The 17,872-nt window shown below is 71.4% G+C and carries 13 protein-coding genes and 1 rRNA gene; 8 read left to right on the top strand and 6 right to left on the bottom strand.

Translation table 11 applies throughout. The features are described 5' to 3' along the window. Nucleotides 1–228 precede the first annotated feature (228 nt). The 4 genes from J2S22_RS24830 to J2S22_RS24815 all read left to right on the top strand — a co-directional run bounded on the left by J2S22_RS24830 (nt 229) and on the right by J2S22_RS24815 (nt 3,801). Nucleotides 229–1,023, top strand: a complete 795-nt coding sequence (locus tag J2S22_RS24830) for a FadR/GntR family transcriptional regulator (RefSeq protein ID WP_272778299.1) — start codon at nt 229–231, stop codon at nt 1,021–1,023. A gap of 32 nt (nt 1,024–1,055) precedes the next feature. Beyond that, nucleotides 1,056–2,006, top strand: coding sequence for a glycosyltransferase (locus J2S22_RS24825; RefSeq protein ID WP_272778300.1), 951 nt, complete (start codon nt 1,056–1,058; stop codon nt 2,004–2,006). Nucleotides 2,007–2,083: 77 nt separating this feature from the next. Continuing rightward, entirely contained in the window at nt 2,084–2,950 is an 867-nt protein-coding gene (locus tag J2S22_RS24820) for a glycosyltransferase family 2 protein (RefSeq protein ID WP_272778301.1), read from the top strand. Nucleotides 2,951–2,952: 2 nt separating this feature from the next. Beyond that, nucleotides 2,953–3,801: an NAD-dependent epimerase/dehydratase family protein gene (locus J2S22_RS24815; protein WP_307155888.1), complete on the top strand. Its 849-nt coding sequence runs from the start codon at nt 2,953–2,955 to the stop codon at nt 3,799–3,801. Here the strand turns inward: J2S22_RS24815 and J2S22_RS24810 are convergent. From J2S22_RS24810 to J2S22_RS24790, 5 genes are all read right to left on the bottom strand, one after another. Next, nucleotides 3,770–5,065, bottom strand: a complete 1,296-nt coding sequence (locus J2S22_RS24810) for a pyridoxal-phosphate dependent enzyme (protein WP_272840623.1) — start codon at nt 5,063–5,065, stop codon at nt 3,770–3,772. The two genes, J2S22_RS24815 and J2S22_RS24810, sit on opposite strands and share 32 nt — an antisense overlap. A 133-nt stretch (nt 5,066–5,198) precedes the next feature. Then, nucleotides 5,199–6,695 carry a pyridoxal-phosphate dependent enzyme gene (locus J2S22_RS24805; RefSeq protein ID WP_272840624.1) on the bottom strand — a complete coding sequence of 499 codons (1,497 nt, stop codon included), beginning with the start codon at nt 6,693–6,695 and terminating at the stop codon, nt 5,199–5,201. Nucleotides 6,696–6,825: 130 nt separating this feature from the next. After that, nucleotides 6,826–8,028 (bottom strand): amidohydrolase family protein, encoded by a 1,203-nt coding sequence (locus tag J2S22_RS24800; protein WP_272840625.1) that lies wholly within the window; start codon nt 8,026–8,028, stop codon nt 6,826–6,828. A gap of 148 nt (nt 8,029–8,176) precedes the next feature. Beyond that, entirely contained in the window at nt 8,177–10,816 is a 2,640-nt protein-coding gene (xdh, locus tag J2S22_RS24795; protein ID WP_272840626.1) for a selenium-dependent xanthine dehydrogenase, read from the bottom strand. 14 nt (nt 10,817–10,830) lie between these two features. Further along, on the bottom strand, nt 10,831–11,655 hold the full coding sequence (locus J2S22_RS24790; RefSeq protein ID WP_272840627.1) for a MurR/RpiR family transcriptional regulator: 825 nt from the start codon (nt 11,653–11,655) through the stop codon (nt 10,831–10,833). A 248-nt stretch (nt 11,656–11,903) separates the two neighbouring features. Here J2S22_RS24790 and J2S22_RS24785 point away from each other — a divergent pair, with 248 nt between their 5' ends. From J2S22_RS24785 to J2S22_RS24770, 4 genes are all read left to right on the top strand, one after another. Beyond that, on the top strand, nt 11,904–13,445 hold the full coding sequence (locus J2S22_RS24785) for a peptidase dimerization domain-containing protein (protein ID WP_272840628.1): 1,542 nt from the start codon (nt 11,904–11,906) through the stop codon (nt 13,443–13,445). Between the two features lie 253 nt (nt 13,446–13,698). Next, complete coding sequence (ygeW, locus tag J2S22_RS24780; protein WP_272840629.1) at nt 13,699–14,892, top strand: knotted carbamoyltransferase YgeW; 1,194 nt, start codon at nt 13,699–13,701, stop codon at nt 14,890–14,892. A 196-nt stretch (nt 14,893–15,088) separates the two neighbouring features. Then, the gene (locus tag J2S22_RS24775; protein ID WP_272840630.1) at nt 15,089–16,039 is read left to right on the top strand and encodes a carbamate kinase; all 951 of its coding nucleotides are present in this window, start codon (nt 15,089–15,091) and stop codon (nt 16,037–16,039) included. 171 nt (nt 16,040–16,210) lie between these two features. Continuing rightward, nucleotides 16,211–17,080 carry an SDR family NAD(P)-dependent oxidoreductase gene (locus tag J2S22_RS24770; protein ID WP_272840631.1) on the top strand — a complete coding sequence of 290 codons (870 nt, stop codon included), beginning with the start codon at nt 16,211–16,213 and terminating at the stop codon, nt 17,078–17,080. A 479-nt stretch (nt 17,081–17,559) separates the two neighbouring features. Here the strand turns inward: J2S22_RS24770 and rrf are convergent. Beyond that, a 5S ribosomal RNA gene (rrf, locus tag J2S22_RS24765) occupies nt 17,560–17,674 on the bottom strand. Nucleotides 17,675–17,872: the final 198 nt, after the last annotated feature.

The raw sequence follows: 17,872 nt of genomic DNA, 5'->3' as shown, positions 1-17,872 counted from the left end.
GCGTCGGCGGAACCAATGACGAAAGGCTAGCAGCAGAGGGTTCTCCGTCAACGGGGGGAATTGGCACCAATCTTCTTTATTGGTCCCAGCTCACGTGATATGCATTGCACACGATGCCGCCGGCGCCTGAAATCACGATCGATTTCCGCGCCGCGGTGCGACGGGCGGCGAACCGGCGCCCGCCGGCGCAGCAGACGGGTGCACCGCACCGTGCAGGGAGCAAACAATATGAGCAGCCTCGATCAGGTGAGATCGCGCCGCGGCGGCGAGGCCGGCAGCCGGGACGTGACGCCCGGTCTGATCGCGGCGCCCGAGGCGCTCGACGCGGCGCACGACTCCTCGCATCTCGCGCTGCAGCGGCTGCGCGAGCTGATCACGTCGGAGCGGTTCGGCCACGACGGCCGGCTGCCGCCGGAGCGCAATCTCGCCGACGAGCTCGGCGTCAGCCGCCGCGCCGTGCGCCAGGCGCTCGGCACGCTTGAGGCGGAGGGCCGCATCATCCGCCAGCAGGGCCGCGGCACCTTCGTGGCCGAGGCGCGGCCGACCGCCTCGGAGCTGGTGCGCGAGCTCTCCAAGCTCACCAATCCGGTCGACACGCTGGAGGCGCGGCTCGCCATCGAGCCGATGCAGGCGCGGCTCGCCGCGCTGCGCGCCACGCCGGGCGACATCGACAAGCTGTTCGAGGCGGCGGAGGCGAGCCGCGTCGCCGCCGATCCGACGTCCTACGAGAAGGCCGACGCGGCGTTCCACCGGCGGGTCGCGGCGGCGACCCGCAACCCGCTGATGATCGCCATCTTCGAGGCCGTGATGGAGACGGCCGCCGACGGCAGCTGGCGGCACGGCCGCGAGACCGCGCACTGCATCAACAACCAGGCCGTCTACGCGACGGCGCACCGGCGCATCGCCAGCGCCATCTCGGCCCGCAACGCGACGCTCGCCGAGGACGCCATGCGGGCGCACTTGACGGCGATCCAGCAGCGGCTCATCGAGTACGCGTTTCCGCGCGCGGCGCTGGGCGACTGAGGAGTCGCCGCCCCGCGCCTGCGGGGAGGGCGATGCGGGACGGGCTGCCGGCGGGCGACGACGCGGCTTCGGCGCGGGCACGCTGCCGCGCCGTCGTCGTCTGTCATCGTCCCGATCCGGCGGTTCTCGACGACGTGCTCGCCGCCGTGACGCCGCAGGTCGCCGGCGTGCTGGTGGTCGCCAACGACGGTGCGACGCCGGCCGGCGCGATGCCGGCCACGGTCGAGGTCCTCGTGCCGGACCGGAATCTCGGGCTCGGCGCCGCCTACAACGCCGCCGCCCGCTGGGCGGACGCGCGCGGCGCGACGCATCTCCTGCTGCTCGACCAGGACAGCGTGCCCGGCCCGGACATGGTGGCGCGGCTGCACGCCGCGATCACGGCGCCTTCCGGCGGGACAGGCCGCGTCGCGGCGGCGGGGCCGCTGTGGCGCGACCGCGCCGGCGGCCGCGACGGGCATTTCGTCCGGCTCGGCCGCCGCCGGTTGACGCGACTCCGGCCGGCGGCGGGCGCCGTGGTCGAGACCGACTTTCTGCTCTCCTCCGGCTCGCTGATCGATCTCGCCGCCGTCGCCGCGGTCGGCCCGTTCGACGCGGCGCTGTTCATCGAGCACGTCGACACCGACTGGAGCCTTCGGGCCCGCGCCGCCGGCTGGCGGCTCCTCGGCGTCGCCGACGCGCGGCTCGACCACGCGCTCGGCCAGGGCCGCTTCCCCGGCCTGCCGGGCCGGCTCGCGCCGACATTGGCGCACTATCCGCCGGAGCGCAGCTACTGGCTGGTCCGCAACAGCGTCGCGCTGTGGCGGCGGCCCTACGCGCCGCCGGAATGGCGGCGCGCCGACCTGCGCCGCACCGCGGGGCTCGTCGCCGCGCATCTGATCTTCGCGCCGCAGCGGCTGTGCCGGCTGCGCCACGTCCTGCGCGGCCTGCGTGACGGCCGCCGGCTCGCCGCCGGCGCGATTGACAACCCGGGAGCGCCCCCCTAGGACGCGCGGCACGTTCTGTTCGGGCCGATGCCCGCCGTTCCGGGCCGGTGCCCGCTCTTTCGGGCCGAGAGGCTGCCGTGCCGTCCTGCGACGTCGTCGTCGTCAACTACAATGCCGGCGCGTTCCTCAAGCAGACGGTCGACGCCGTCCTGGGCACCGCCGCGGTGGCGCGCGTCGTCGTCGTCGACAACGCCTCGGCCGACGACAGCCTGCGGGCGCTGCGCGACGCCGGCGGACGCCTCGCGATCGTGCGCAACGGCCGCAATCTCGGCTTCGCCGCGGCCTGCAACATCGGCATCGGCCGCACCGCCTCCGAGTTCGTCCTGCTGCTCAATCCCGACTGCCGGCCGGAGCCGGGCGCGATCGAGCGGCTGATCGGGATCCTGGCCGACCGGCCCGGCGCCGGCATGAGCGGCCCGCTGCTCCTCAACCCCGACGGCTCCGAGCAGGCCGGCGGCCGCCGCGCCGAGCCGACTCCGGGGCGCTCGCTGGTCGCGGCGCTCGGGCTGGCGCGCCTCGGCGGAAGGGTGCCGGGACTCACCGGCGTCGGCCTGCACCACGCGCCGCTGCCGGCCGGACCGGTCGAGGTCGAGGCGATCTCGGGCGCCTGCATGCTGGTGCGGCGCGACGCGATGCGCAGCGTCGGCCTGATGGACGACCGCTACTTCCTCCACTGCGAGGATCTGGACTGGTGCCTGCGCTTCCGCCGCGGCGGATTTTCGATCGTGTTCACGCCCGAGGCGCGGGTGATCCACCAGAAGGGCGTCAGCAGCCGGCCGCACCCGATCGCCACCGAATGGCACAAGCATCGCGGCATGGCTCGCTTCTATCGCAAGTTCTATCGCAGCCGCTATCCGGCGCCGCTGACCGCGCTGGTCATGGCCGGCATCTGGCTGCGTTTCGGTCTCGTTGCCACGACGCGGCTCGTGCGCCGCCGGAGCTGATCATGACCCCGATCGGCGTCCTCGGGGCGGGCAGCCTGGTGGCCGACGGCCTGCTGCCGCGGCTGCGCGACCGCGGGCCGGTGGTGACGCTGTCGCGCCGCGACGATCCGGGCCGGGCTCCCTCCGAACCGGTGCCGGACTGGGTCAGCCTCGCGCCGATCTGGGGCGTGCCGGAGCTCTTCGGTCGCCTCGAGGCGCACGGCGTCCGCCACATCGTCGCGCTCTCCTCGACCAGCGTGCTGACCAAGGCGTCGGCCGGGGACCCGGGCGAGCAGGCCGTGGCGGCGCGCCTCGCCGCGGGCGAGCAGCGGCTGATCGCCTGGGCCGAACCGCGCGGCATCGCCTGGACGATCCTGCGGCCGACCCTGATCTGGGGCCACGGCCGCGACGGCAATGTCAGCCGCATCGCCGCGATCGTCCGCCGCGTCGGGGCGTTTCCGGTGCTGGGCGAAGCGGCCGGGCGGCGCCAGCCGATCCACGCCGATGACGTCGCGACGGCCTGCCTGGCGGCGCTGGCCGCGCCCGCGGCGGCGGGCCACGTCTACGCGATCACGGGCGGCGAGACGCTGCGCTATCGCGACATGGTGGAGCGGGTGTTCGCGGCGCTCGGCCGGACGCCGCGGATCGTCTCCGTGCCGCTGCCGCTGATCCGCGCCGGCATCGCGCTGGCGCGGTGGCTGCCCGGCGGCGCCGACCTCACGCCCGGAATGGCCGAGCGGATGAACCGCGACCTGGTGTTCGACGCCTCGCCGGCGGCGAACGACTTCGGCTTCGCGGCGCGCGGCTTCGCGCCGCGCGCCGCGGATCTGCTGCCCGGCGTCAGCGATCGACGCCGGAGAACAGCACCGTGACGGGCCCGCCCGGCAGCGGCCCGGCGAGCAGGCCGGCGAGGCCGGCCGTGCCGGTCGCCGAGGCGGCGATCGTCGTGTGCCGCCTGCCGAGATCCCAGGCGCGCGCCACCGCCGGCTCGTCGGCGACCACCACGTCGCCGCCGCTCGCACGAACGCCCTTCAGGATCTCGAGCCAGTCGTAGGTCTCGTCGTCGAGAATGCCGTGGGCGAGGCTGTGCGGCGTCGTCTCCCACGCCCACATGTAGCGGGTGCGATGCTGGGCGGCCGCGGCGAGGTCGGTTCCCGCCGCCTTGCCCTGGGCCCGCGCGAGGGGCGCGCAGCCGGCGGTCTGCACCGCGACGAGGCGCGGCACGCGGGACAGGCGCCCGGCCGCGACGGCGAGGCCGAGCCCCTGCGCCAGCGCACTGGCGAGCGCGCCGCCGCCGACCTGCACGAACAGCGTGCCCGGATCGCCGCCTTCGGATGCGAGCGTCTCGGCGATCTCGAAACCGAGCGTGCGGGCCCCCTCGACCGCGAGGCCGTTGTCCGGCCCCTGCACGCCGAACGGCAGCGCGCCGGCGCGCACCGCGGCGCGGAACGCCGTCACGCAGGGATCGCCCGTCTCGCCGGGCCGGCGGTCGCACACCGTCACGGCGGCGCCGAGATCCTTCAGCCGCGCCACCACGGCGGCGCTGGCGTCGGGGGGAATGAACACGTCGAGCGGCCACTCGGCCGCCCGCGCCACCACGGCGGCGGCCAGCGCCGCGTTGCCGCACGAGGCGATCGCCAGCCTGCGCACCCGCAGGCCGTCGCCGACCGGCAGCCGCGCGGCGTCCAGCACCCGCAGATACAGCATCACGCCCATCAGGTGCCGGGCCTTGTGCGAGCCCGAGACGTTGCCGGTCTCGTTCTTGACGCGCAGCGGGCCGGCGAGGCCGATCGCCTCGGCCAGCGCGTCCTCGCGCGTCATCGGCGTGACCCGGAAGCCGCGGCCGTCGACCGCGATCAGCCGCCGGTCGAGCGCGCCGACGAGATCGGCCCAGGCGTCGTCGGAGAGGCCCGCCGCCCGCGCCAGCCGGTAGGGCGACAGGAGCGCGCGGTAGCGCAGGAACGGATCGTCCTCGCCGCCCGACGAGAACACGGCGACGTCCTCGGGCACCAGCAGGTGATCGACGTCGTCGCCGGCGGCGGCGTTCGGACAGGCGAAGGGCAGCACCGCGTCGATCGCGACGCGCGCGCCGCAGCCGTGACAGACGAAGTGGGGAACGGAGGCGTCGTAGCTCATGTGAGGCAGCCGTGGGTGCGCCGTCATTCCGGGGCGCACCGAAGGTGCGAACCCGGAATCCAGCGGCGAGCTCCGAGGATGTGAGTGGATTCCGGGTTCGGCGCTACGCGCCGCCCCGGAATGACCACGCGAATCACTTCACCTTCGCGCCGCTCTTGGCGTTGAAGGCGCGGATCATCTCGTCCCAGGCCGGGACCATCTCCAGGAGTCCGTCCCAGAAGGACTGCCTGGCGCGCACCGTGAACTCCTCGAGCGACACGCCCTGCTGCTCCACCCAGGTGAAGTAGCCGAGGTTGAAGATGCGCTTGCGGTCGACATGGGTGAGCTCGATCAGGTGATCGGTGGCGATGCCGCCGAGCACGCGGCCGAACGTCTCGCCGGCGGCGACCTGATCGAAGCGGTTGCCGAAGTACTTCGGCATCGCCTTGACGATCTCGCTGCCGTACATGGCGGAGCCGTCGGTCGCCACCGTCATGATCACGTCGTCGGAGCCGAGGTCCCAGTACTTGGCGGCCTTGATGGCGGCCAGCAGGTTGCACAGGCCGGACAGGCCGAAATGCGGAAGCTGCGCCACCAGGGCGGGATCGATGCCGCGGCGCTCGACCAGGTACTTGCGGCCCTCGTCGGTGTTGAACAGCACGAACAGCGTGTCGGTCGAATGGTCCGAGATGCCGACCACCATGTCGGTGTTCATCACGTTGTGGATGAACGGCACGTGCTTGTCGCCGATGCCCTGGATGTTGTGCTCGCCGAAGCCGTTGTAGAGCAGCGTCGGGCACTCCTCCGCCTCGACGGCGACGATCTTGGTGCCGTACGCCTTCTTCAGGTGATCACCGGCCGCCAGCGTGCCGGCCGAGCCGGTCGCCGAGACATAGGCGGCGAGCTTCGCCGTCCTGCTGCCCTTGGTGACGGTCTCGAACACCTTGGCGAGCGCGGCGCCCGTGCAGGTGCGGTGGACGACGTAGTTCCCGAACTCGCAGAACTGGTTGAAGATGATGTTGTCGGGATCGCGGTCGAGCGCCGCGCAGGCGTCGTAGATCTCCTTGACGTTGCTCTCCGAGCCCGGCGTCCGGATGATGTCGGACGGGTCTGTGACCCAGCGGTCGAGCCAGTCGAACCGCTCCTTGCTCATGTTCTCGGGCAGCACCGCGACGCCGCGGCAGCCGAGGATGCGCGAGATGGCGACGCCGCCGCGGCAGTAGTTGCCGGTCGACGGCCAGATGGCGCGGTGGTGCGTCGGGTCGAACTGGCCGGTGACGACGCGCGGCACCAGGCAGCCATAGGCGGCCAGCACCTTGTGGGCGGCGATCATCGGGAAGCGGTCGCCGACCGCCAGCACGATGCGGGCCTTCACGCCGGTCAGCTCGCTCGGCAGCTCGACATAGCCGGGGACGTCGACCAGCTCCCGGCGCGCCGCGTCGTTCCACCAGTGCACCCGGAACAGGTTCAGCGGGTGCGGCGAGTCGGGATCGACGTCCTTCAGCCTGCCGCGGATCGCCGGATCGATGGTGGTCGGGTTCGCCAGCTCGGCGATCGTCGGCAGCACCACGTTCGCTTCGCGGAAGCGCGCGTTCGTCCGCGCGTAAACCTCGGTGTCGACGACCGTCCGCTCGAGTCCAAGCCGCGCCATGATGTCCTTCCGTCAGGTGATGAGTTGTTTCGTTGCGACCCGGATCGATCCGCCCTCGTCCCGAGGTGCGACCGAAGCGAGCCTCGAAGGGCGGGGGAGGCTCGGACGAGTCATTGCCGAGCCGTCCTTATCATACATTCCTCAGCCGGTCCCACAGGCGCGCCGCCTCGGCCCGTGCCGCCGCCGAGAAGGCGGCCGGATCGCCGCCGACGAGATGGCCGTCGAGCACAACCGGACGTCCTGCGACGACCACGTGCTCGACCGCGCCGTCGCGCCGCACCACCACGTCGCCGGCGGCGCCCACCGCCAGCGGCTCGGGATGCAGACCGAAACGCTCGGCCATCAGGGCATGGCCGGCCGCGAGCCGGGTCGCGGCCCGCGGTCCGGCGGCGGCCGCGTCGCCGTTCTCCTGCGCGAGACGGGCGAGCGCCGCCTGCTCCTCGGCCATGTCGGGGTTCCAGCCGTCGACGCCGAGCGCCACGGTCGGCACCTGCGACAGGTTGCCGGCATAACCCACCCGATTGCCTTCGTTGGAGCGCGGGTTCTGCACGAACCAGGCGCCGTTGCGGGCGGCGAGCCGCACCTGCGCGGCGTCGAGATGCACGCCGTGGGCGAGCAACGAGCCCGGCACCAGCGCGCCCAGCGCGATCAGCCGCTCCAGCGGTCCCGCGAATCCGCGGCGCTTCGCGTCGTCGACGTCGGCCACGTCCTCGGCGACGTGGACGTGCACGGCGGTGCCGAGGCTCCGGGCGAGATCGCCGGCCGCGGCGATGGTCTCGTCCGACACCGTGAAGCTCGCGTGCAGGCCGACCATGCCCCGGATCAGCGGCGACGGCACCACGGTACGGTTCTCGGCGAGCCCGCGAAGCGCCTCGTCACGGCCGAAGTTGCGCTCGGTGGCGCCGAAGCACAGCACCGCGCGCATGCCGAGGCCGGTACAGACGTCGCTCAGGATCGCGAGCGAGCCCTCGATCAGGTTGGGCGACTCGTGGTGGTCGATCAGCGTCGTGGTGCCGGCGAGCAGCGCCTTGGCGACGTAGTCGCGGGCGCCGGCCCGCAGCGTCTCGGCGTCGATGGCGCGGTCGAGCCGCCACCACACGCGCTCGAGAATCTGGATGAAGGTCTCGGGCGCCGGCTCCGGCTTCGGCATGCCGTAGGGCGCCAGCGCGCTGTAGATGTGGGTGTGGGCGCAGACGTTGCCGGGACCGATCTCGCCCTCCGCACAGGACAGCACCGGCGCGTCGGCCGGTGCCTCGCGTGCCACGACGCCGTCGACGATGGCGACGCGCCGTCCGTTCTTGTCGGGCCCGACGACGAGGGCTGAAGACGACATGACTCACACTCCGGTCATTCCGGGCCGGCGCACAGCGCCGGACCCGGAATCCAGCCACGCGACACCGAGTCTGCCGCTGGATTCCGGGTTCGCGCCTTCGGCGCGCCCCGGAATGACGGAAGACCTACGCAAGGCAAGCATCCCGCCCTCAATGCCACTCGCTGCGGTCGCCGGGGATGCGGCCGACATTGATGGCCCTGGCGGCCGGCGACTCCTTCATCGGCAGGCGCATGTGGCGGGTGCCGTCGAACATCGCGAGCGCGCCGGCGACCGCGCCGGCGGTCGGCACCAGGCCGATCTCGCCGACGCCCTTGGCGCCGAACGGGCCTTCCGGCTCCGGCACCTCGACCAGCGTGACCTCGACCTTCGGCATGTGCTGGGCGCGCAGCACGCCGATCTCGCGCAGCTTCGCCGTCACCGGCATCCCGTCCTTGCACGGAAGCTCCTCGGTGAGGGCGTAGCCGAGGCCCATGTGGACGGCGCCTTCGATCTGGGCCGAGCACTGCTGCGGATTGAGGGCGCGGCCGACGTCGTGCGCCGCATAGACCTTGTCCACGGCGCCCTTCTCGTCCAGCACCACCACCTGGGTGGCCCAGCCGAACGTCGTGTGGGTCTTGATCCGGCCGTTCTTGGTCTCGCCCGGCGCCGTGGTGTCGTCGATCACGGTCGTGCCCTCGTAGACGCGGCCGGCGAGATCGTCGAGCGACAGGCCCCTGGCGAGGTCGGCCCGCAGCTTCTCCGCGGCGTCGATGACGGCACGGCCGGCGAGCAGCGTCGCGCGCGAGCCGGTCGTCTGGCCGGCGCCGAGCTCGAAGCGGGTGTTGACCTGCGGCCGGAAGATCTCGGCCGGAAGATGCGTCACCTCGACGGCGCACTGCGTCAGGATGGTGAGGAGCCCCTGCCCCATCTCGGTGAAGCCGGTGTGCAGGTCGACGGTGCCGTCCGGCTGCACGACGAGGCGCGCATGGCCGCGCTCGATCGCGCCGTTGCCGAGACCGGAGTTCTTCAGCGCGCAGGCGATGCCGACGGCGCGGCCGGCCTGCTTCGCCGCGTAGTAAGCGTCCTTGACGGCGGCGAGCGTCGGCTCGACGCCCACCGGCTTGTCGAGGATCTGGCCGGTCGTGTAGGCGTCGCCGGTGCGCAGGATGTTGCGCCAGCGCATCTCGAAGCCGTCGAGCCCGACCTTGGCGGCCAGCAGGTCGAGGCAGCCCTCGATCGCGAAGCTGGTCTGGTTGACGCCGAAGCCGCGCATCGCGCCGCAGGGCGGGTTGTTGGTGTAGGCGGCGGTCGATTCGATGTGGATGGCCGGGACCTTGTAGGGACCGACCGCGTGGCCCGCGGCGCGCTCCAGCACCTTGCCGCCGACCGACGCGTAGGCGCCCGAGTCGCCCATGATCGACACCTTCGCGCCGGTGAGATGCCCCTCGGCATCGCAGCCGACCGTGTAGGTCATGGTGAGCGGATGGCGCTTGGGATGCATGCGCACCGATTCGTCGCGGGTCAGCGTCACCCGCACGGGCCGGCCGGTCATGCGCGCGAGCAGCGCGGTCTGCGCCTGGATGGTCATGTCCTCGCGGCCGCCGAAGGCGCCGCCGTTCGGCATCAGCTCGACGAACAGCTTCTCTTCCGGCTCGCCCAGCACGGTCGACACCTGGCGGCGGTCGTCGAAGATGCCCTGGCCCTGGCTGTAGAGATGCAGGCGGCCGTCCGGCAGCGGCACGGCGAGCGCCGCCTCGGTCTCCAGGAACAGATGCTCGATGCGCTGGGTCTGCCAGGTGCCGGTGACGACGTGGGTCGAGCCCTTCAGGGCCGCGTCGGCGTCGCCCTTCACGATCCTGGTCACCTGCAGGACGTTGGCGTGATTCGGATTGACCTGCGGGGCGCCGGGCTTCACCGACTCGAACGGATCGAGCACCGGCGGCAGCGGCTCGTACTCGACCTCGACGAGCGCGGCCGCCTCGCGGGCGATGCGGGCCGTGTCGGCCGCCACCGCGGCGACCACGTCGCCGACGCAGCGGACCTCCTCGCCCTCGGCGACGAACACGGGCCAGTCCGGATAGATGAGGCCGACCCAGCGGCTGCCGGGCACGTCGGCCGCGGTCGCCACCGCGTGGACACCGGGCAGCGCCAGCGCCTTCGACGTGTCGATCCGCTTCACCCGGGCGCGGGCGTGGGGCGACAGCACGACGACGCCGTGCAGCATGCCGGGCGCGTCGATGTCGGCGACGAACGGCCGGCGGCCGAGCGCGAGATCGGCGCCCTGCCAGCGCTGCAGCGCCTCGCCGACGCCGCCGTTCTCGACCACGGGCGGCAGCGCGCCGCCGCGCTTGGCCTTGTGGATCAGCTCGACCGCGTCGAGGATCTTCACATAGCCGGTGCAGCGGCAGAGATGGCCGTCGAGCGCCTTGGCGATCTCGTCGCGGGTGAAGTCGCGGTCCTGGTCGGTGAGATACTTGATGCGCAGCACCAGGCCGGGGGTGCAGTAGCCGCACTGCAGGCCGGCGGTCGCCTGGAAGGCGTCGGCGTAGAGCTTGCGCTCGTTGTCGGAGACGCCTTCCAGCGTCAGGATCGAGCGCCCCTCGATCTGCGACACCTTGATCGAGCAGGTCACCTTGGGCTGGTTCTCGATCAGCACCAGGCAGCAGCCACATTCCTTCTGGGGCGCGCAGCCGGGCTTGATCGACTTGATCTTGAAGTGCTCGCGCAGCACGTCGAGCAGCGGCTCGTCGGGCAGCGTGTCGATCTCGACCGGCTGCCCGTTCAGGCGGAAGCGGACTGTTTTGGTCATTCTGGCGCTTCTCCTCAGAAACCGAAATCGCCGAAGACGTCGTGCAGCTGCTCGCTGCGCCGCAGCTTCGCCTGCGCGGTCTCGCCCAGGGCGAGCGCGACCTCGGCGCACAGATGGTTGAGCAGGCTCAGCGGCGCCACGTAGGAATCGAACAGGCTGGCGCCGCGGCTCAGACAGCGGAACGTGACGGTCGCCTCGGCGGCGACGTCGCCGAGCGACGGATCGGTGAGCAGGACGACGTCGGCCCCGGCCGAGCGGGCGACGCGCAGGATCTTCGCCAGCACCGGGGGTCGGCGGCGGAAGCCGAGCATCAGCACGGCGTCGCCGGCGCCGAGCGCCGACAGGTCCTCGGCGAGCGTCTGGCCGGGCAGCGGCAGCAGCCGCACGTCGGGCTTCACCTGCACCAGCAGCTCGCGGGCATAGAGGGCCAGGGCGTGGCTGTTGCGGAAGCCGACCACCCAGATGCGCGGCGCCTTGGCCAGCACGCCGACGGCCCGCTCGGCATGCTCGGGCGCGATGCCCTTCAGGGTCAGGGTCAGGCAGGCGAGGTCGTGCTCGAGATGGCGGCCGAGCGTGCCGGGCACGGCGGCGTCGCGCAGCTCGGCGAGCGGCGAGCCGGCGACCGCCCCGGCGCGCGCCTGCTGGCGCAGGTCCTGGTAGTCGGCATAGCCGAGCCGCCGCACCAGGCGGGTGGCCGTGGCCTTGGACACCCCGGCGCGCTCGGCCAGCTCGGTCGCCGAATAGGCCGGCAGCTCGTCGCCCAGATCGAGCAACACGTCGGCGATCTTTCGCTCGCCGGCGGGAAGGCGCTCGTAATGGGCGCGGATCGCTTGGTCCAACGGCTGCACCATGCATGGGAGAGAAACACAAATTTCATCTAGACGCAAATACGAAATTCGTGTTTCATGTGCGGGAACCGGCCGGATATACGCCGCCCCTGCCCGCCACGGCATCCGGACCGTCACGAGGTTTTCGCTCCGTACGGAGTCGTGCGGATCAGGAGGCCAGGCGGGCGCAGGGCCTGTCGCCGAGGGGGCGGCCGGCCGGGAATGCAAGGGATGCATTCCCGTCAGGATTGGAGATGCCGATGTCGAAACTCGATGGCCGCGTGGCCGAACTCGCCGAAAAGTACCATCCGCTGGCGATCGAGATCCTGAAGGAAGCCATCCGGATCCCGGCCGACTATGTCGACCGTCCGGTCGAGCAGGGCGGCGACCCGCGCTGCGGCACCTCGAATCACGAGTTCCCGCGCCTCGACTTTCTGCGCCGGAAGATCATCGAGATCGGTGCCGTGCGCGATGCGAAGGACGTCGACTTCGACGCGTTCGGCAACCTCGTGTGGGTGGTCAGCGATCCGAGCGACGGCATCCCGGCCGGCAGCAAGAAGGTCATCTATCTCGACGGCCACACCGACACGGTGAAGCCGCTGCGCGACGTGTGGCTGGCCAAGACCAACGGCGGCGTCGACGTCTACGACGGCCTGCTCGACCGCTCGAAGATCACCAAGGCGATGCTGGAGAAGGAGCTCGGCTGGGTGCCGCCGGAAACCGAGTGGGATCATCTCCTGTTCGGCCGCGGCTCGGCCGACCAGCTCGGCGGCGTGATCTCGCAGATCGTCGCCTCCAAGATCCTGCTCGAGCTGGCGCCCGAAGGGGCCCTGAAGGGCGTGATCGTGCGCTCCTACGCGACCGTCTGCGAGGAGGACAACGACGGCGCCGGCCCGATGTACGTGATGCGCAACGTGCTGCCGGGCGCCGCGCCTGAGCTGGTCCCCGACGTCGTCATCCTCACCGACTCGACCGGCGACGCCAACAAGGGCGCGCTCGGCATCTATCGCGGCCAGCGCGGCCGCATGCAGATCGAGGTGACGGTGACGGGCCGCTCGTCGCACGGCTCGATGCCGTGGATGGGCCTCAACCCGCTCGAATACGGCGCCGCCATCCTCAAGGAGGCGGCCGAGAAGTACGAGAAGCGCGAGGGCTTCCTCGACAACGCGTTCCTCGGCCACGGCACCCGCACCGCCTCGTGGGCGACGCTCGACACGCCGAGCGATTGCGCCGTGCCGGCCCGCTTCACCTTCCGGTTCGATCGCCGTCTCACCATCGGCGAGACGCCCGAGCAGTCGGTGAAGGACGTCGAGGCGCTGTCGTCGGTCGCCGCGGCGCGCGCCGCCGGCCTCGAGGTCTCGGTCGGCATCCCGGTCTATCCGGATGCGAGCTGGAAGGGCTACGTGCTCAACAACGACCAGATCTATCTCGGCTGGGTGACGCCGGAGGATCATCCCGCCATCACGGCGGCCGTGACCGCCTACAAGGGCGTCGTCAGCCCGCACGTGAACGGCGTCAGCGGCACCGGCGGATTCATCCCGAAGGAGCCGCGCGTCGACCGCTGGATCTTCTCGACCGACGGCGTCGGCTATCCGGTGCCCAAGGACGACACCTCGATCCCGGTCGGCGAGGCCAAGAAGTGGGTCGTGTCGGGCGCCTACAAGCACCCGGCGATGTTCGGCTTCGCGCCCGGCATCGAGCAGAACACCCACAAGATCGCCGAATGCGTCGACATCCGCGAGGTGCGCCACTGCATCGCCTTCCTGGCGCGCTTCCCCAGCGTGTTCGCCGGCAACGCCTGACGACAGGACCGGAGGGAGCGACTTTCGGTGAACACCGCTCGTCCCCGCGAGGACGCCTCGTTCACCTCTCCCCGGCGGGGGGAGAGGGTGACGGGGCCGCGACGACGCTGCGCGCCGAACCGGACCGCCGTGAGTCGAGCCCCCGCATCGAGAGCCGCTCCGGCTCCGGACTGAAAAGGCGGGGTTTCGGCCCCGCCGCCTCCGCTTCGAGCAGAATCCCTGCCCCGTTTCAAACACTCCAAGGACCACGCCCATGCCCAGCGCCGCCCTCGAGAAAGAGCTCGCCGCCTTCAAGGCCCTGAAGACCGACCTGTTCCACAAGGACTTCCTGATCACCTGGGATCATCCGCTCGACGAGATCAAGGCGATCCTGACGCTGGCCGAGGCGCTCAAGCAGCTCCACCAGGAGGGCATCTCCTACCGGGCCTTCGAGTCCGGCCTCGCCATCTCGATCTTCCGCGACAACTCGACCCGCACCCGCTTCTCGTTCGCGGCCGCGGCGAGCGCGCTCGGCTTCACGCTGTCCGAGCTCGACGAGGAGAAGAGCCAGATCGCCCACGGCGAGACCGTGCGCGAGACCGCCAACATGATCTCGTTCATGGCGGAGGCGATCGGCATCCGCGACGACATGTTCCTCGGCGAGGGCAACAAGTACATGCGCGAGGTCGGCGACGCGCTGACCGAGGGCACCCAGAAGGGCGTGCTGCACCGCCGCCCGAGCGTCATCAACCTGCAGTGCGACGTCGACCATCCGACCCAGGCGCTCGCCGATCTCGCCTGGCTGAAGAAGCACTTCGGCGGGCTGGAGAACCTGCGCGGCAAGAAGATCGCGATGACCTGGGCCTACAGCCCGAGCTACGGCAAGCCGCTGTCGGTGCCGCAGGGCGTCATCGGCCTGATGAGCCGCTTCGGCATGCAGGTGAGCCTCGCCCATCCGGAGGGCTACGGCCTGATCCCGGACGTGATCGACGTCGCGCGCAGGCAGGCGGCCGAGACCGGCGGCTCGTTCGAGGTGGTCAACAGCATGGAAGCGGCGTTCGAGAACGCCGACATCGTCTATCCGAAGTCGTGGGCGCCCTATCAGGTGATGCAGCGCCGGACCGAGCTCCTGAAGGTCTCCGACAAGGACGGCCTCAAGGCGCTGGAAAAGGAGTGCCTCGCCAACAACGCCAAGTTCCAGAACTGGGAATGCGACCGGGCCAAGATGAACCTCACCCGGAACAAGTCGGCGCTCTACATGCACTGCCTGCCGGCCGACATCACCGACGTGAGCTGCAAGGCCGGCGAGGTGAGCGCCGAGGTGTTCGAGCAGTACCGCATCCCGACCTACAACGAGGCGAGCTACAAGCCGTTCGTGATCAGCGCGCTGATGTTCCTCACCCGCCTGCGCGATCCCTCCGCCAGGCTGGAGGAGATCGTCCGCCGCGCCAAGCCGCTGAGCCTCTGAGGCGGGGCGGCGACCATCACCGTGTCTCGGTCAATCCGGGCCGGCGCGACGCGCCGGACCCGGAATCCAGCCGGGACTTCGGGAATCGTGGTTGGATTCCGGGTTCGCACCTGCGGTGCGCCCCGGAATGACGTGGAACTGACTCGCCGGCGTCGCTGACAGCCGGCCAAAGAGTCTCCACCGGGAGGGGGCTTCCATGTCGAAGAGCAAGACCGTCGTGGTGGCGCTCGGCGGCAACTCGTTCATTGCCGACGAGACCCATCAGTCCGTTCCGGACCAGTACCGGGCGGCCGAGAAGGCCTGCGCCGAGATCGTGCGGCTGCTGCGCGATCCCGCGCTGCGGCTCGTGGTGACGCACGGCAACGGGCCGCAGGTCGGCTTCATCCTGCGCCGCTCGGAGCTGGCCGCATCCGCCCTGCACCAGGTGCCGCTCGATTCCTGCGTCGCCGACACGCAGGGGGCGCTCGGCTACCAGCTCGAGCTGGCGCTGCGCAACGAGATGCGCCGGCACGGCGTCAGCCGCCCGCCGGCCGCGCTGGTGACGCTGGTGCTGGTCGACCGCGACGATCCCGCGTTCCGGAAACCGACCAAGCCGATCGGCTCCTTCCTCACCCGCGAGCGGGCCGAGAAGCATCGTCTCGAGGACGGCTGGGACGTGGTCGAGGACGCCGGCCGCGGCTGGCGGCGTGTGGTCGCCTCGCCGGAGCCCAAGGCGATCCTCGACCTCGACGCGGTGAAGCGCCTGCTCGACGCCGGCTTCGTCGTGGTCGCGGCGGGCGGCGGCGGCATCGCCGTGATCGAGGACCAGGACGGCACGCTCGCCGGCGCCTCGGCCGTGGTCGACAAGGACCTCGCCTCCAGCCTGCTCGCCCGCCAGCTCGGCGCCGAGATGCTGGTGATCACCACGGGCGTCGAGAAAGTCTGCCTCGACTTCGGCAAGCCGAGCCAGCGCACCCTCGACACGATGACGCTCGCCGAGGCGCGACGCTACATGGCCGAGGGGCACTTCAAGCCCGGCAGCATGCTGCCCAAGGTCGAGGCCTGCGTGGGGTTCCTGGAGGGCGGCGGGCGCGAGGCGGTGATCACCGATCCGGCCCACATGGCGGCCGCGATCGAAGGCCGGGCGGGAACGCGCGTCGTCGCGTGACCCGCCCGTCGCCGGCGGGCCGAAGGCCGCCGCGGCCGGAGCCAAGGCGCGCGTCCGGAGTTATGCTCCAATGCGAAACGCGCACAGCGCGGCTCCGGCGATTTCGGTAGAACCGGGATCGCCGGGCCGCCTCGCGTCGCCTGCGCGCAGCTCCTGCGACGAGGATGACCGATGCCTCACCCCGCCTTCACGCCCGGCGCCGTCGCCGTGATCACCGGCGGCGCGTCGGGCATCGGGCTCGCGGCCGCCAAGGAGTTCGCCCGGCGCGGCCTCACCGTGGTGATCGCCGACGTGGACGGCGTGCATCTCGCCGGGGCGGCCGCGGCCGTGAAGGCCGAGACGCCGGACGCGTCGGTGGCCGTGCGGGTGACCGACGTCAGCCGGCGGGACGATCTCGAAGCGCTGGAGGCGATGGTCCGCGAGACCTTCGGCGGCACCGACGTGCTGATGAACAACGCCGGCGTGCAGCCCGGCAGCCACATGTTCGCGCCGCAGGCGAACTGGGAGCGCGTGCTCGGCGTCAATCTGTGGGGCGTGATCCACGGCTGCCACGTCTTCGTGCCGCAGATGATCGCGCGGGGGCGGCCGGGCCTGGTCGTCAACACCGGCTCGAAGCAGGGCATCACCACGCCGCCCGGGGATCCCGCCTACAACGTGTCGAAGGCCGGGGTGAAGACCTTCACCGAGCTGCTGGCGCACGAGCTGCGCACCACGCCGAACTGCGCCCTGACGGCGCATCTGCTGATCCCGGGATTCGTGTTCACGGCGCTGACCGCGCGCGGCCGCACCCGGAAGCCGGCCGGCGCGTGGACGCCGGAGCAGACCGTCGACGCGATGATGGCCCACCTCGAGCGCGGCGACTTCTACATCCTGTGCCCCGACAACGAGGTGACCCGCACGCTCGACGAGCGGCGGATCCTGTGGGCGGCCGGCGATCTCGTCGAGAACCGCCCGGCGCTGTCGCGCTGGCACCCCGACTACGCCGAGGCGTTCGCCGCCTTCGTCAAGGCCGGCGATAAGGACTCCGGCGAGAAGAAGTAGAGCGGGCGTCGACGGGTTCGGCCGTCGCCGCGCCGTCGGGATCGTCCGACCGCCCCTCCTGTGCTGTTGGCGGCAGCCGTGAACCGCCGTCATCCCGAGATGCCGGGGCGAAGCGCGGGCCTCGAAGCGCGACGGTGAGCGTCATTGCTGGACGCCTTTTGGTCGAGCCGTATCGCAGGCACGGCCGGCCTCGCCCCCGGCCTTTCTGGTCCGTCGCCGGTCGGGCTTCCGCGTGGCCGCTCGGCCGGGCGAGGGTCTTCTTCGTACGAGCCTATCGCCTCCCTATCGCCTCGAGCGTGCTCCGGAGGCGGCCGGATTTCGCCGGCGCTGGTCGCCCGAGCGGGGGGCGGTCCGGTGGGGGGGCGCGGCGTGGCTTGTCCGCGGCTTGTGGGACGCATGCCAAAACGCCCGCTGCGGGGGTCCGCGGCGGGCGTTTTTGGATTGTCTGTGAACGTGGAGAGTTGGTCCGTTCTTGGCAGGCCTGGCAGCGACCTACTCTTCCGAGCCTTGAGACTCAGTACCATCGGCGCTGGGGAGTTTTACGGCCGAGTTCGGGATGGGATCGGGTACAGGCTCCCCGCTGGAACCACCAGGCCGGCCAAGAACGGTGAAGCAAGCTGGGAGCGTAGCGATCATCCCCGCGAAGGCGGGGACCGAGCGCGACAGCTCTCTGGTCTTTCTTTCGATCGCAGTCCTTTCCCGCGGTGAGCGGGGCGGACGGGCATTGAGTAATGAGAGCGATCAAGCCGATCGAGCGATTAGTACCGGTAAGCTCAACGCATTGCTGCGCTT

The sequence above is a fragment of the Rhodoplanes tepidamans genome, assembly GCF_030813915.1.
GTDB classification, from domain to species: Bacteria; Pseudomonadota; Alphaproteobacteria; order Rhizobiales; family Xanthobacteraceae; genus Rhodoplanes; species Rhodoplanes tepidamans.
The sequence above is the reverse complement of the archived record's forward strand: the minus strand, read 5'-3'. Positions and strand labels throughout refer to the sequence as shown.

Excerpts from the sequence above, each read along its gene's own strand:
- J2S22_RS24830 (WP_272778299.1), top strand. The coding sequence starts at position 229 with ATGAGCAGCCTCGATCAGGTGAGATCGCGCCGCGGCGGCGAGGCCGGC.
- J2S22_RS24825 (WP_272778300.1), top strand. The coding sequence starts at position 1,056 with ATGCGGGACGGGCTGCCGGCGGGCGACGACGCGGCTTCGGCGCGGGCA.
- J2S22_RS24815 (WP_307155888.1), top strand. The coding sequence starts at position 2,953 with ATGACCCCGATCGGCGTCCTCGGGGCGGGCAGCCTGGTGGCCGACGGC.
- J2S22_RS24810 (WP_272840623.1), bottom strand. The coding sequence starts at position 5,065 with ATGAGCTACGACGCCTCCGTTCCCCACTTCGTCTGTCACGGCTGCGGC.
- J2S22_RS24805 (WP_272840624.1), bottom strand. The coding sequence starts at position 6,695 with ATGGCGCGGCTTGGACTCGAGCGGACGGTCGTCGACACCGAGGTTTAC.
- J2S22_RS24800 (WP_272840625.1), bottom strand. The coding sequence starts at position 8,028 with ATGTCGTCTTCAGCCCTCGTCGTCGGGCCCGACAAGAACGGACGGCGC.
- xdh (WP_272840626.1), bottom strand. The coding sequence starts at position 10,816 with ATGACCAAAACAGTCCGCTTCCGCCTGAACGGGCAGCCGGTCGAGATC.
- J2S22_RS24785 (WP_272840628.1), top strand. The coding sequence starts at position 11,904 with ATGTCGAAACTCGATGGCCGCGTGGCCGAACTCGCCGAAAAGTACCAT.
- ygeW (WP_272840629.1), top strand. The coding sequence starts at position 13,699 with ATGCCCAGCGCCGCCCTCGAGAAAGAGCTCGCCGCCTTCAAGGCCCTG.
- J2S22_RS24775 (WP_272840630.1), top strand. The coding sequence starts at position 15,089 with ATGTCGAAGAGCAAGACCGTCGTGGTGGCGCTCGGCGGCAACTCGTTC.
- J2S22_RS24770 (WP_272840631.1), top strand. The coding sequence starts at position 16,211 with ATGCCTCACCCCGCCTTCACGCCCGGCGCCGTCGCCGTGATCACCGGC.